Genomic DNA, 12682 nt, shown 5'->3' with positions numbered 1-12682 from the left:
CCCCGTGACACCGCCAGGGCCGCCCCCAAGGCCGCATCCGCGGAGGAGGCCGCCCCCAGCCGCCCGGCCCGCGCGAAGACCGCCGACAAGCCGAAGGCCGCGGACAAGTCCATCGGGCGCAAGAAGACCGCGGGCGCTCCCGCCGCCCCCAAGGGCGCCCGGGCCACGAAGAAATCGGCTTCCAAGAAAACGTTGGGCCGCAAGAAACCCGCGCCCGGGGCGTGAAGTTCCGTTCCCCATGAAGTCGCGCCTGCCCGTACGCCGGGTATGCGCCACGTCCTCCGGTCCTGTTGGATCGCTCCCCGGCGCGTGAGATAGTGCGCGCCGTGTCGGGTACCCAGGACAATGACAAGGGCAGCATCCAGACGGACATCGGGCAGGACGTGATCGACGAGGCGGTTCGCAGCGTCGAGCGTCGGATGGACGAAGACGCCGACAGCGCGGGCACGGAGGTGGAACTGGACGTCTCTGCCCCTGCCGCCGAAGCGGACGACGCCTCCACCCCCGAAGTCACTCCGCCTACCGAGGACGCGGCCGCGCTCCGCCAGGAGGTGGAGTCGCTGCGCGCGCAGCTGGACTTCAGCCAGACGAAGGCCCGCGAGACGCTGGAGCGCTTGAAGGAAGCGCACGAGCGCGCCAAGGACTTCCAGGACCGGGCCATCCGCTCCGCCGCGGACCTGGAGAACTACCGGAAGCGCGCGCAGAAGGAGAAGGAGGACGTCCAGAAGTTCGGCGTGGAGAAGCTCCTCAAGGACCTGCTCCCCGTGGTGGACAACCTGGACCGCGCGCTCGACGCCGCCGGCAAGTCCCCCGACTTCGACAGCTTCCAGAAGGGCGTGGCCATGACGCGCAAGTCCTTCGAGGACTCGCTCGGCCGCCACGGCGTGAAGGGCTTCTCCGCCAAGGGCCAGCCCTTCGACCCGCGCCTGCACGAAGCCATCCAGCAGGTGGAGACCGCCGAGGTCCCGGCGGGCCACGTCGTCTATGAGGTGACGCGCGGCTTCTACCTCAACGACCGCCTGGTGCGTCCGGCCATGGTCGTCGTCGCCCGCGCGCCGGAAGTCGTGGCCGCGCCGGCCGTCAGCACGGAAGCACCCAAGGCTTCTGAAGATGGCAGCACCACGGCGCCCCAGGCGCCCGCGCAGCCCGATGACAGTTCCTCCGGGGGGAGTCAGTAGTCATGGCGAAGGTGATTGGAATCGACCTGGGCACCACCAACTCCTGCGTCGCCGTGATGGAAGGCGGCGAGCCGGTGGTCATCCCCAACAGCGAAGGCAGCCGCACCACGCCCTCCATGGTGGGCTTCACCGACTCCGGTGAGCGCCTGGTGGGCCAGATTGCCAAGCGGCAGGCCATCACCAACCCGGAGAACACGGTCTTCGCGGCCAAGCGCCTCATCGGCCGCAAGTACGACTCGCCGGAAGCGAGGAAGGCCATCGGCGTCTCCTCCTTCAAGGTGGCGCCCAGCCCCAACGGGGACGCGTGGGTCGAGATCCGGGGCAAGGGCTACAGCCCGCCGGAAGTCAGCGCCATCGTGCTGATGAAGATGAAGCAGACCGCGGAGGACTACCTGGGCGAGCCCGTCACCGAGGCCGTCATCACCGTCCCCGCGTACTTCAACGACAGCCAGCGCCAGGCGACGAAGGACGCGGGCCGCATCGCGGGCCTCAACGTGCTGCGCATCATCAACGAGCCCACGGCCGCCGCGCTCGCGTACGGCCTGGACAAGGTGAAGGACGCCACCACGGAGCGCGTCGCCGTCTACGACCTGGGCGGCGGCACGTTCGATATCTCCATCCTGGAGCTGACCGCCGGCGTGTTCGAGGTGAAGAGCACCAACGGCGACACGTTCCTGGGCGGCGAGGACTTCGACCAGCGCCTCATCGACTACCTGGCCAAGCGCTTCGCGGAGCAGAACAACGGCCTGGACCTGCGCAAGGACCGCATGGCGCTCCAGCGCCTGAAGGAAGCCGCGGAGCGCGCCAAGCACGAGCTGTCCAGCGCCCCGGAGACGGAGGTCAACCTCCCGTTCATCACCGCGGACGCGTCCGGCCCCAAGCACCTCACGGAGACCGTGGACCGGTCCACCTTCGAGGCCCTGGTCGCGGACCTCATCGACCGCTCCATCGAGCCGTGCCGCATCGCGCTCAAGGACGCGGGCGTCACCGCGCAGGCCATCAACCAGGTCCTCCTGGTGGGCGGCATGACGCGCATGCCGCGCGTGCAGCAGAAGGTGAAGGAGTTCTTCGGCAAGGAGCCCCACAAGGGCATCAACCCGGATGAAGTGGTGGCCGTGGGCGCCGCCATCCAGGGTGGCGTGCTCAAGGGCGAGGTGAAGGACGTCCTCCTGCTGGACGTCACGCCGCTGTCGCTGGGCGTGGAGACCGCGGGCGGCGTCTTCACGAAGATCATCGACAAGAACACCACCATCCCCTGCAAGAAGGGCCAGGTGTTCTCCACCGCGGTGGACAACCAGCCGCTCGTGTCCGTGCACGTCCTCCAGGGCGAGCGCGAGATGGCGGCGGACAACAAGACGCTGGCGCGCTTCGAACTGGTGGGCATCCCGCCCGCGCCGCGCGGCGTGCCGCAGATTGAGGTGTCCTTCGACATCGACGCGAACGGCATCGTGCACGTGAGCGCGCGCGACCTGGGCACCGGCAAGCAGCAGCAGGTGCGCGTGGTGGGCAACTCCGGCCTCACCGAGGCCGAAATCCAGGCGATGATCACCGACGCCCAGTCGCACTCCGCGGACGACAAGAAGAAGAAGGAACTGGCGGAGCTGCGCAACAACGCGGACGGGCTCATCTACACCACGGAGAAGAGCCTGGAGGAGTACGCCAACCTCCTGTCGGAGAAGGACCGCGGCGAAATCCAGGCGGACCTGGAGCGCCTGCGCTCTGTCCTCAACACCTCCGACGCGGGCGTCCTGAAGGAAGCCTTCCAGCGCCTGGAGGGCAGCGCCTACCGCATCGCGGACGCCATCTACACCGACCAGGCCAAGTCCGGCTGACGCCTCACCCCGGGACGCGGGCCGGGCCGGGTGCAATCACCCGGCCCCCGCGTTCGTAGGCCCGGGAGTCCGCCTCTTTCTTCCCCGGAGCCTCCCTCATGGAACTCACAGAAGCCGTCATGATCATCATGGTCACCGGCATGACCATCGGCGTGCCCCTGATGGGCCTCACGCTGCGCTTCGCCCTCAAGCCCGTGATTGAGACGTGGCTGCGCGTGCGTGAGGTCCAGGCCCGGGGGCAGGTGTCCGCCGGAGAGCTGGAAGGGCTGCGCGCGCGCGTGGCGCACCTGGAGTACATGCTGGAGCGGCACGGCATGCTGGAGCACCCCGTCACCCGGGGGACGCCGGAGCCGCGGGAGCTGCCGGAGCACCTGTCCGCCGTGGTGCGCGTGGACCGCGAGCGCGTCTGACGTCCCACCCGGGGGGCGCTCCATCCCCGCCGGGTTTTCGGGTATTGATGGACGCGTGGCGTTCCAATCCCCGGAAGAAGAGCTGGCCTTCCTGCGCGGCCTGATGGCCGTGAACCGGATGGCCGACGACATCCTCGAGGACTGCCTGGAGCGGGGGCTGGACCTCGACACCGGCCTGGACGTGTTCCTCACGCAGTGCGCCAGGATGGTGCACGCGAAGGCGGGCTTCGTGTCCCTCCGGGGCACGCGGGGGCCCGTGCTGACGCGCGTCCTGGGCGAACTGGGCGTGGACGTCTTCGAGGCCGCGCACTGGAGCGGCCCCCGGAAGCTGCGCGAGGGCCGGATGCTCTTCTGCCAGCAGCTCACCCTGGGGCGGCTGAACCTGGGCGGGCTGGGCCTGGTGGTGGACGGGGACTTCGAGGACGGCGGCAAGCGGGTGATGGGGCTGGTGGAGGCGATTGGCGAACAGCTGGACTCGGCGGTGCTGTCCTTCCTGGCGCTGACGGACGGCCGGGGCCCCCTGGAGCGGCTGGACGAGCTGGACGTGGAAGGCACGCCGGTCAACCGCGGGCGCATCGGCCGCTATGAAATCGTGAGGCCCCTGGGCACGGGCGGCATGGCGCAGGTGCTCATCGCGCGCACGCGCGGGCCGGAGGGGCTGGGGCGGCTGGTGGCGCTCAAGCGCATCCTGCCCCACCTGACGGCCCAGACGGAGATGGTGCAGCAGTTCCTGGACGAGGCGCGCATCGGCCTGCGGCTGTCGCACCCCAACCTCGTGCACGTCTACGACTTCGGCGAGGCGCAGGGCGCGTACTACATCGCCATGGAGCTGGTGAACGGCATCGACCTGGACCGGCTGCTGCGCGCCAACAAGGGCCCCGTGGAGCCTGCGGTGGCGTCCGCCGTCGTGTCGCAGGCGCTCCTGGGGCTGCACGCCGCGCACGCGCTCAAGGGCGAGGACGGCGCGTCGTTGGAATTGGTGCACCGCGACCTGTCGCCGCACAACCTGATGGTGGGCTTCGACGGTCAGGTGAAGGTGCTGGACTTCGGCGTGGCCAAGGTGCGCGCGCAGCGCACGGTGACGCTGCCGGGCATCGTGAAGGGCAAGCCGCTCTACATGTCCCCGGAGCAGGCGCTGGGCCAGAAGCTGGACGCGCGCAGCGACCTGTTCGCCATGGGGCTCATCCTCTACCAGGCCCTCACGGGCCGGCGCGCCTTCGAGCGCGACGACGAGCTGGCCACCATGAAGGCCATCTGCCAGGAGAAGCTGACGAAGCCCCCGGAGGTGCCGGCGGCCCTGTGGAACGTGCTGTCGGTGGCGCTGTCCAAGGCCCCGGAGGCCCGCTTCGACACCGCCCACGCCATGGCGGACCGGCTGGTGTCCGCGTGTCCCCCCGCGCGCGACACGGCGCTGGCGGCGCTCGCGGGCCGGCTCTTCCCGGAGCGGCTGCGCGACTCGCAGCGGCTGGAGACCGCCGTGGACCACGCGCGGGAGATGCCCACCCGCGCCACGCCGCCCACGCGCGCCCCGCGCTGAGGAAGCGAAGCGGATGCGCCACCCCCGCACACCGCGCGCGTGAAGGCGCGGCATGCGGGGCGGAGCACAAGGCCTGGCTTTTCTTCCGCCCGGCGGCGCTAGGAGCGCTTGAGCGGATCGATGTCCGGGTTCGCCTTGTAGCCGGCGCGGCGCGTCTCGTCGTCCACGTCGCCCTCGGTGCGCACCACCGTCACGCCCTCCACCTCCTCGCGGCGGACGCTGCCCTGCATGCGCTCCTGCTCCTCGATGTCGCGCTTGTGGATGCTGATCTCCTCATCCGTGTAGGTGCGCTTGGTCAGCTCCGCCTCCTCCGCGCTCAGCGGGATGCGGATGGTCTCCTCGCGGAACGCCGCCGTGTCGCCGGGGACAGGGTCCTTCGCCACGCGGCGCACCACCTCCACCTCTTCGTGGCGCAGCGGGACCTCCACCGTCTTCATCTCCTCCACGACGATCTTCCGCACCTGGGCCTCGCCCGCGTTGCGCTGGTGCTTGGCGACGCCCAGCTCCTCATGGTGCGTGCGCAGCGTGACGTCCTCGTTCGCGATGCGCTCCTTCTCCCGAACGTCGCCGGCGCGCATGTCCGTGCGCAGGTCGCGGTCCTGGATACCGGTCCTCGGGACGTCCCCCACCTTCGGGGTGCCCGTCTTCAGCCCCGCGCCAATTCCGCCCGCGGTGCTGCCGGTGGCCGTCGCCGCCGTCGCACCCACGGCTCCGGGGCCCACGCCCGCGCCGCCGCCCCGTCCCGCCATGACGCCGCCGGAGTCCGACAGGCTGCTCAGCGCCTCGCGGCCGTGGTTGAGGAAGATCTCCCCGTTGCGGATGTCGCTCACCTCGGAGTAGCGGACCAGATAGTCCTTGGGGAAGAACATCCCCTTCTCGATGTGGAACTCGGCGTCGCTCACGGCGAAGACCTTGCCCAGCTTCTCGCCGTCGCTGCTGCGGACCGTCATCCCTTCCTTGATGTCGTTGCGCTTGATCATCATTGACTGGCTCCTTGTGCCTTCACGTCGGGTCGGGTGTGGTCGGAAGCGGAGCGCCCGGTTCATGCGTCTTGCGGTCTTGCGGATGTCGGCTTCCTTGGGGGAAGGGGACGTGAGGTGCCCGCCACGGCCATCACCACGAATGTGGGTGCAACGGTGCCCGGGGAAACCCCTGACGCTGGATACTCCTGGGGGCTCGGCGCGCCGCACGCCGGTCACGACGCCGCAGCGACCGCCCCCCTGGTTCCTGTCCGGACACCGAGCGTGCAGGGCTGACGCCCGCGGGCTTCCCGCTGGCCGCGCGCGTGCCCACGCCCCACTGTGTGGGGACGCGCGCCTGGATGTCCCGGCCCGCGCCGGGAAGGAGCCTTCGATGCGAGCCACGAGGCCAGGCCGGGGACTCGGGTGGATGGCCGGAGCGGTGGGGCTGCTGGTGGCGGGCAGGCTGTGGCGCCGCCGCGCGGGCGCCTCCCTTTCGGAGCCCGCCGCGCTGGAGGTGCCGCCCGCCTGGCCGCCGGACGATGAAGCGCCTTCCACCCCACGCTGGGACCTGACGCAGGAGGACGCGGCGCCCTGGAGGGACCGGGATGGGGTCCCGGCGCCCGGGGGCCCGCCGAGGATCCGCAGGGGGCCGTCGGGCCGGGAGCACTTCTGGCTGGAGCCCTGACGCGGGGGCGGGAGCGCACCCGCCGTGGGGCATGGGGTCGCGACAGCGCTGTTCCGAGGTGTTGGCGGGACCCCGGAGCCAAGCTGTGCGCTTGACCCATGGGGAGGGCTCCCCTAGAAAACCGGGGCTTTGCCCGTCATCTCCCCCGGAGGAATCCCCCGCATGCGACGACTTGCCCCGATGCTCCTCGCCGCGCTCGCCGTCCTGGCGGCCGCCTGCGAGAAGAAGACGCAGCCCACGGGAGAGGCGGGAGGCCAGCCCGCGGCGCAGGCCCCGGCCACCGCGCAGGGCGGCGGCACGCCCCCGGCCGGTGACGACGTCATCGTGCTGGGTGAAGTGGGCGCGCTGACGGGCGGTCAGGCGACGTTCGGCATCTCCAGCCGCAACGGCATCGCGCTGGCGCTGAAGGAGGCCAACGCCGCCGGCGGCGTGAAGGGCAAGAAGCTGGTCGTGCGCGTGTACGACGACCAGAGCAAGCCCGAGGAGGCGGCGCAGGCCGTCACCCGCCTCATCACCCAGGACAAGGTGGTGCTCATCCTGGGCGAGGTGGCGTCCTCCAGCTCCCTGGCCATGGCGGAGAAGGCGCAGGCGGCCGGCGTGCCGATGATCACCCCGTCGTCCACCAACCCCTCCGTGACGGAGAAGGGCGACAACATCTTCCGCGTCTGCTTCATCGACCCGTTCCAGGGCTTCGTGATGGCGAAGTTCGCGCGGGAGAACCTCAAGCTCAACAAGGTCGCGGTCCTCCAGGACAACAAGAGCGCCTACTCCATCGGCCTCACGGAGGTGTTCCGCCAGAAGTTCGCGGAGATGGGCGGGAAGATCACCGTCACGGAGAGCTACAGCCAGGGCGACACGGACTACCGCGCGCAGCTGACCGCCATCAAGAAGACGCAGCCGGAGGGCATCTACGTGCCGGGCTACTACAGCGAGGTGGGCGTCATCGCCCGCCAGGCGCGTGAGCTGGGCCTGAAGGTGCCGCTGATGGGCGGCGACGGCTGGGACTCCGAGAAGCTCTTCGAGCTGGGCGGCAGCGCCATCGACGGCAGCTACTTCTCCAACCACTACTCGCCGGACAACCCGGATCCGCGCGTGACGAAGTTCATCGCGGACTACAAGGCGGACTACAACGGCGCGGTGCCGGACGCGCTCGCGGCGCTGGCGTATGACGCCGCGCGCGTCGCCATCGAGGCGCTCAAGAACGCCCCCGACACCAGCGGCCCGGCCCTGCGCGCGGCCATCGCGAAGACGAAGGACTTCCCCGGCGTGGCGGGCAACATCACGCTGGATGAGAAGCGCAACGCGGTGAAGTCCGCCGTGGTGCTGAAGGTCGCGGACGGCAAGTCCACCTACGTCACCACCATCTCTCCGTAGTCCAGGGCCACCCCCGGCACATGTCGCAGCTCCTCCAGCACCTCATCAACGGTCTGGCCGCCGGCACCATCTACGCCCTCGTCGCCCTGGGCTACACGATGGTGTACGGCGTCCTCAAGCTCATCAACTTTGCCCACGGCGACGTGATGATGGTCGGCGTCTACATGGGCTACGCGACCGCCTTCGCCCTCGGGCGTCAGGCGCAGCGTTCCCTGTGGGGCGTGGTCGTCATCTTCGCGGTGGCCATGGTGGGGTGCGCGCTGCTCGGCTTCCTCATCGAGCGCTTCGCCTACCGCCCGCTGCGTGAGAAGCCGCGCCTCACCGCGCTCATCACCGCCATCGGCATCTCGTTCGCGCTGTCGTACGGCTTCCAGCTGGACATCGGCTTCCTGCCGGGCGCGTCTCCCCGGGCCTTCCCGGAGGTCATCGTCCCCAGCGAGTGGTTCATCATTGGCGACCGCGACGTGGTGGTGTGGAACTGGCAGGTCATCAGCTTCCTCATCGCTGTAGGGCTGATGGCCGCGCTCCAGTTCCTCGTGTACCGCACGCGCTTCGGCAAGGCGATGCGCGCGGTGTCCTTCGACCACCGCACCGCGGCGCTGATGGGCATCCCCACCGACCGCATCATCGCGCTGACGTTCATGCTCTCCAGCGCGCTGGCGGCGGGCGCGGGCCTGCTCTACGCCATCAAGGACACGTCGGTGAGTCCGCTCATGGGCCTGTACGTGGGCTTGAAGGCCTTCGTGGCGGCGGTCATCGGCGGCATCGGCAACGTGCCGGGCGCCGTGGTGGGCGCGCTGCTCCTGGGCCTGGTGGAGGAGTTCGTCGTGGGCTACGCGGCCAGCACCTGGCGTGACGCGGTGGCCTTCGGCTTCCTCATCCTGGTGCTGCTGGTGAAGCCGGGCGGCCTCTTCGGCCGCGTCGCGGCGGAGAAGGTCTGATGGCGGCCCCTGGTGTAACGACGCTGACCGACGTGGACACGGGCCGCGTGCCCCCGGCCCTGCGCGGCCTGTTGCCCGTGCTCATCGCGGTGCCGGTGCTGGCGCTGGCGGAGGTGCTGCTGGGCTCCTCGCCCTTCGCCACGTACCTCTTGTCCGTGGTGGGGGTGAACATCATCCTCGCGGTGAGCCTCAACATCGTGAACGGCATGACGGGCCAGTTCTCCATTGGCCACGCGGGCTTCATGGCCGTGGGCGCGTACATCGCGGGCGTCACGTCGCTGGAACTCAAGGAGGTGGCGCTGTCCTTCCTGCCGGTGGCCGCCAGTGACCAGGTGCTCTTCACCGTGGCGCTGCTCGCGGGCGGCACCTGCGCGGCGCTGTGCGGCTTCCTGGTGGGCCTGCCGTCGCTGCGGCTGCGCGGGGACTACCTGGCCATCGTCACGCTGGGCTTCGGTGAAATCATCCGCGTGGTGGTGCAGAACACGGAGGCCTTCGGCCGCGCGCTGGGGCTGTCCGGCATCCCGCAGTACTCCAGCGTGGCCATGGTGTACTTCTGGGTCTTCCTGGTGGTGCTGGTGGCCCGGCGCATCGCGGGCTCCAGCCACGGCCGCAGCCTGTGGGCCATCCGCGAGGACGAGGTGGCCGCGGAGGCCATGGGCGTGGACACCACCGGCTACAAGGTCCGCGCGTTCGTCATCTCGTCGTTCTTCGCGGGCATCGCGGGCGGCCTGTTCGCCCACTTCGTGCCCATCATCAACCCGGGCTCGTTCACCTTCGTGAAGTCCATGGAGGTCGTCGTCATGGTGGTGCTGGGCGGCCTGGGCTCCAGCACGGGCGCCATCGTCGCGGCCATCTTCCTCACGCTCCTGCCCGAAGGCCTGCGCTCGCTGTTCGGCGCGCTGGGCGCGGAGGGCAGCCTGGCGCAGAAGGTGGATCAGATCCGCATGCCCGTGTACGGCCTCCTGCTGGTGGTGCTGATGCTGGCCCGTCCGCAGGGCCTGTTCGGCACGAAGGAGCTCTGGGACGTGCTGCCCCGGTGGCTTCCCCGGAAGAAGAAGGGGCTGTCATGAGCGCCGCCGTCACTCCCGCTCCTGGCGACGCGCTGCTCCAGGCGTCCGGCGTGAGCATCCGCTTCGGGGGCCTCAAGGCCCTCACGGACTTCAACCTCACCGTGCGCCAGGGGGACCTGCTGGGCCTCATCGGGCCCAACGGCGCGGGCAAGTCCACCGCGTTCAACGTGCTCACCGGCGTGTACCAGCCCACCGAGGGCGAGGTGCGCGTGGCCGGCCAGCGGGTGAATGGCTGGGTGCCGCATCAGATCAACCACCTGGGCCTGGCGCGCACGTTCCAGAACATCCGCCTGTTCCGCGCCCTGACCGCGCTGGACAACGTGAAGGTGGCCTGCCGCGCTCAAGGCGCGCTGCACCCGGTGGTCATGGGCCCCCTGGCGAAGGCGGGCACGGCGCTGCGCAACTACCGCGACTGGTGGCGCGCGCTGCTGCTCACCCCCGGCTTCCAGGCCGAGGAGCGCGAGCTGACGCGCCAGGCGGAGCACCTGCTGGAGGTCATGGGCCTGTCGCACCGCCGCGACGAGGAGGCGAAGAATCTCCCCTACGGCGAGCAGCGCCGGCTGGAGATCGCCCGTGCGCTGGGCACGCGCCCCAAGGTGCTGCTGCTGGACGAGCCCGCGGCGGGCATGAACACGCGCGAGAAGGCGGACCTGATGGTGCTCATCCGTCGGCTGCGCGACGAGTTCTCGCTGGGGGTGCTGGTCATCGAGCACGACATGAAGCTGGTGATGGGCATCTGCGAGCGCATCACCGTGCTGGACCACGGGGAGACCATCGCCCGCGGCGCTCCGGCGGAAGTGCGCAGCGACCGCAAGGTCATCGAGGCGTACCTGGGCGACAGCTACCTGGAGTCCCACGGAGGCGCGGCGTGAGCGAGCCGGTGAAGGTGCTGGGCGAGCGGCGCGCGTTCGACCCGCTGCTGAAGGTGGACGGCATCCAGGTCCGCTATGGCGCCATCCAGGCGCTGCGGGGCGTGTCCCTGACGGTGGGCAAGGGCGAGATGGTGGCCCTCATCGGCGCGAACGGCGCGGGCAAGACGAGCACCCTGCGCGCGGTGAGCGGCATGCTCAAGCCGTCCGCGGGCCGCATCACGCTCGCGGGGCAGGACATCACGGGCCTCAAGGCGCACCAGCTGGTGCCGCGCGGCATGGCGCACGCGCCGGAGGGGCGGGGCATCTTCCCCAACCTCACCGTGTTCGAGAACCTGGAGCTGGGCGCGTACCTGCGCAAGGACACCGCCCAGGTGCGCCTGGACATGGACAAGGGCTTCAGCCTCTTCCCGGTGCTGCGCGAGCGCCAGCGGCAGCTGGCGGGCACGCTGTCCGGCGGTGAGCAGCAGATGCTGGCCATTGCCCGGGCGCTCCTGAGCAAGCCGCAACTGCTGCTCCTGGACGAGCCGTCCCTGGGCCTGGCGCCGCAGGTGACGGAGACCATCTTCCGCACGCTGCGCGAGGTGAACGCCACCGGCGTCAGCGTGCTCCTGGTGGAGCAGAACGCACACCTGGCCCTCAACGCCGCCCACTACGGCTACGTGCTGGAGACGGGCGAGGTGGTGATGGCCGGCCCCGGCAAGGCGCTCCTGGACAGCGCCGAGATTCGGCGCGCGTACCTGGGCGAATAGCCCTCCCGCGCCGACTTTCCGGCCCTGGGCGCGTTGTCCGCCCCCGGACGCTTCCGGGGGCGGGGTGGGGGCAAGTTCCTCGCGCCGTGTCGAAACTCGGGTAGTCAGCGGCGGAGCACTTCGTCTAGCGTCCGATAAGACTCCCTGTCTCATTCCTCTTCCCTCTCAGGAAGCGTGCCCATGCGTCCGTTGTCCCGCCTCCTCCTTGCCTCGCTCACTACCCTCGCGCTCATCGCCGGCGCGTGCGCCAACCAGCAGAAGACCGACGGCTCCTCGGGCGGCACCGGCGGCCCCCAGGCCCAGTCCACCATCGAGGACGTGCCCAACGAGTCCACTCCGGGCGCGGACGGCACCGCCCCCGCGGCCGCCGCCCCTGCCTTCAAGACCTACGAGGCGACGGAAGGCTTCACCATCGGCATGCCGATGGAGCCCAAAGTGGAACGCAAGCAGGTTCCGCTGGGCGCCAACACCGTGAACACTGCCGCGTTCTCCGCTCGCACCGAGGACGGCACCATCTACTCCGTCAGCACCGCGGACTACCCGGAGAAGCTGGTGGCGAGCCGTCCTCCGGAGGCCCTGCTGAACGAGGGCAAGGACGGCCTGGTGAAGCAGGTCCAGGGCACCATCAAGGAAGAGTCGGACGTCACCCTGGATGGCTACCCCGGCAAGGCCTACACGGTCAGCTCGCCGGTGGTGGGTGAGCTGAAGGCGCGCAACTTCCTGGTGGGCCCGCGCCTGTACACGCTGCTGGTCATCTACAACCCCAACCACCCCAACACCACGGCGGACGGGTTCCTCACCTCGCTGAAGCTGGTGAACCCGCCTCCGGCCATCACCACGGCCACGCCGGACGCCGGCACGTCCATGGACGCGGGCACGCTCGAGGGCGCGGACGCGGGCATGGCCACCGACGCGGGCACCACCGCCCCGCGCCGTCGCAAGACGAAGTAGTCGCAAGGCACTGACGCGACGCTCCCACACGTTCCGGGGGCGTCGCGCGGTGTGGGTGTGTTCACCTGTCCGCGTGGAGAGTGTCGGGCTGTCTCTTTTATAAATATAACGCTGCCGCCGC

General features: G+C 70.1%; 12 protein-coding genes and 1 pseudogene. 12 read left to right on the top strand and 1 reads right to left on the bottom strand.

Annotated elements, in window-relative coordinates:
• The 5 genes and pseudogenes from D7W79_RS44575 to D7W79_RS28270 form a co-directional block, all read left to right on the top strand.
• Positions 1-225: pseudogene (locus D7W79_RS44575) on the top strand (transcriptional regulator); the annotation flags it as partial.
• Positions 226-317: 92 nt separating this feature from the next.
• The gene (grpE, locus tag D7W79_RS28285; protein ID WP_120528507.1) at positions 318-1178 is read left to right on the top strand and encodes a nucleotide exchange factor GrpE; all 861 of its coding nucleotides are present in this window, start codon (positions 318-320) and stop codon (positions 1176-1178) included.
• A gap of 2 nt (positions 1179-1180) precedes the next feature.
• The gene (gene dnaK / locus D7W79_RS28280; RefSeq protein WP_120528506.1) at positions 1181-3010 is read left to right on the top strand and encodes a molecular chaperone DnaK; all 1830 of its coding nucleotides are present in this window, start codon (positions 1181-1183) and stop codon (positions 3008-3010) included.
• A 98-nt stretch (positions 3011-3108) separates the two neighbouring features.
• Positions 3109-3420, top strand: a complete 312-nt coding sequence (locus D7W79_RS28275) for a hypothetical protein (RefSeq protein WP_120528505.1) — start codon at positions 3109-3111, stop codon at positions 3418-3420.
• 55 nt (positions 3421-3475) lie between these two features.
• Complete coding sequence (locus tag D7W79_RS28270) at positions 3476-4957, top strand: serine/threonine-protein kinase (protein ID WP_120528504.1); 1482 nt, start codon at positions 3476-3478, stop codon at positions 4955-4957.
• A gap of 98 nt (positions 4958-5055) precedes the next feature.
• On the opposite strand, the gene D7W79_RS28265 is transcribed toward D7W79_RS28270, so the two are convergent.
• Entirely contained in the window at positions 5056-5940 is an 885-nt protein-coding gene (locus tag D7W79_RS28265) for a YsnF/AvaK domain-containing protein (protein ID WP_244222008.1), read from the bottom strand.
• Positions 5941-6310: 370 nt separating this feature from the next.
• On the opposite strand from D7W79_RS28265, the gene D7W79_RS28260 reads away from it, so the two are divergent.
• From D7W79_RS28260 to D7W79_RS28230, 7 genes are all read left to right on the top strand, one after another.
• Positions 6311-6604, top strand: coding sequence for a hypothetical protein (locus D7W79_RS28260; RefSeq protein ID WP_147442091.1), 294 nt, complete (start codon positions 6311-6313; stop codon positions 6602-6604).
• A 162-nt stretch (positions 6605-6766) separates the two neighbouring features.
• A complete protein-coding gene (locus D7W79_RS28255) occupies positions 6767-7978 on the top strand; it encodes an ABC transporter substrate-binding protein (RefSeq protein WP_120528501.1) in 1212 nt (403 codons plus the stop codon).
• 20 nt (positions 7979-7998) lie between these two features.
• On the top strand, positions 7999-8919 hold the full coding sequence (locus D7W79_RS28250; RefSeq protein ID WP_120528500.1) for a branched-chain amino acid ABC transporter permease: 921 nt from the start codon (positions 7999-8001) through the stop codon (positions 8917-8919).
• Complete coding sequence (locus D7W79_RS28245; RefSeq protein ID WP_120528499.1) at positions 8919-9989, top strand: branched-chain amino acid ABC transporter permease; 1071 nt, start codon at positions 8919-8921, stop codon at positions 9987-9989. The genes D7W79_RS28250 and D7W79_RS28245 overlap by 1 nt, the downstream gene beginning before the upstream one ends.
• Entirely contained in the window at positions 9986-10861 is an 876-nt protein-coding gene (locus tag D7W79_RS28240; RefSeq protein ID WP_120528498.1) for an ABC transporter ATP-binding protein, read from the top strand. Before D7W79_RS28245 ends, D7W79_RS28240 begins: the two co-directional genes overlap by 4 nt.
• On the top strand, positions 10858-11610 hold the full coding sequence (locus D7W79_RS28235) for an ABC transporter ATP-binding protein (protein ID WP_120528497.1): 753 nt from the start codon (positions 10858-10860) through the stop codon (positions 11608-11610). Before D7W79_RS28240 ends, D7W79_RS28235 begins: the two co-directional genes overlap by 4 nt.
• Positions 11611-11790: 180 nt before the next feature.
• Positions 11791-12561: a hypothetical protein gene (locus D7W79_RS28230; RefSeq protein ID WP_216627361.1), complete on the top strand. Its 771-nt coding sequence runs from the start codon at positions 11791-11793 to the stop codon at positions 12559-12561.
• Positions 12562-12682: the final 121 nt, after the last annotated feature.

The organism is Corallococcus exercitus, from assembly GCF_003611585.1.
Taxonomy (GTDB): domain Bacteria; phylum Myxococcota; class Myxococcia; order Myxococcales; family Myxococcaceae; genus Corallococcus; species Corallococcus exercitus.
Note: the sequence above shows the minus strand (reverse complement) of the source record. Positions and strands in the feature narration are given on the sequence as shown.

Coding starts and splice junctions, on each gene's coding strand:
- D7W79_RS28255 (WP_120528501.1), top strand. CDS start 6,767: ATGCGACGACTTGCCCCGATGCTCCTCGCCGCGCTCGCCGTCCTGGCG.
- D7W79_RS28260 (WP_147442091.1), top strand. CDS start 6,311: ATGCGAGCCACGAGGCCAGGCCGGGGACTCGGGTGGATGGCCGGAGCG.
- D7W79_RS28230 (WP_216627361.1), top strand. CDS start 11,791: ATGCGTCCGTTGTCCCGCCTCCTCCTTGCCTCGCTCACTACCCTCGCG.
- D7W79_RS28265 (WP_244222008.1), bottom strand. CDS start 5,940: ATGATGATCAAGCGCAACGACATCAAGGAAGGGATGACGGTCCGCAGC.
- dnaK (WP_120528506.1), top strand. CDS start 1,181: ATGGCGAAGGTGATTGGAATCGACCTGGGCACCACCAACTCCTGCGTC.
- D7W79_RS28275 (WP_120528505.1), top strand. CDS start 3,109: ATGGAACTCACAGAAGCCGTCATGATCATCATGGTCACCGGCATGACC.
- D7W79_RS28240 (WP_120528498.1), top strand. CDS start 9,986: ATGAGCGCCGCCGTCACTCCCGCTCCTGGCGACGCGCTGCTCCAGGCG.
- D7W79_RS28245 (WP_120528499.1), top strand. CDS start 8,919: ATGGCGGCCCCTGGTGTAACGACGCTGACCGACGTGGACACGGGCCGC.
- D7W79_RS28250 (WP_120528500.1), top strand. CDS start 7,999: ATGTCGCAGCTCCTCCAGCACCTCATCAACGGTCTGGCCGCCGGCACC.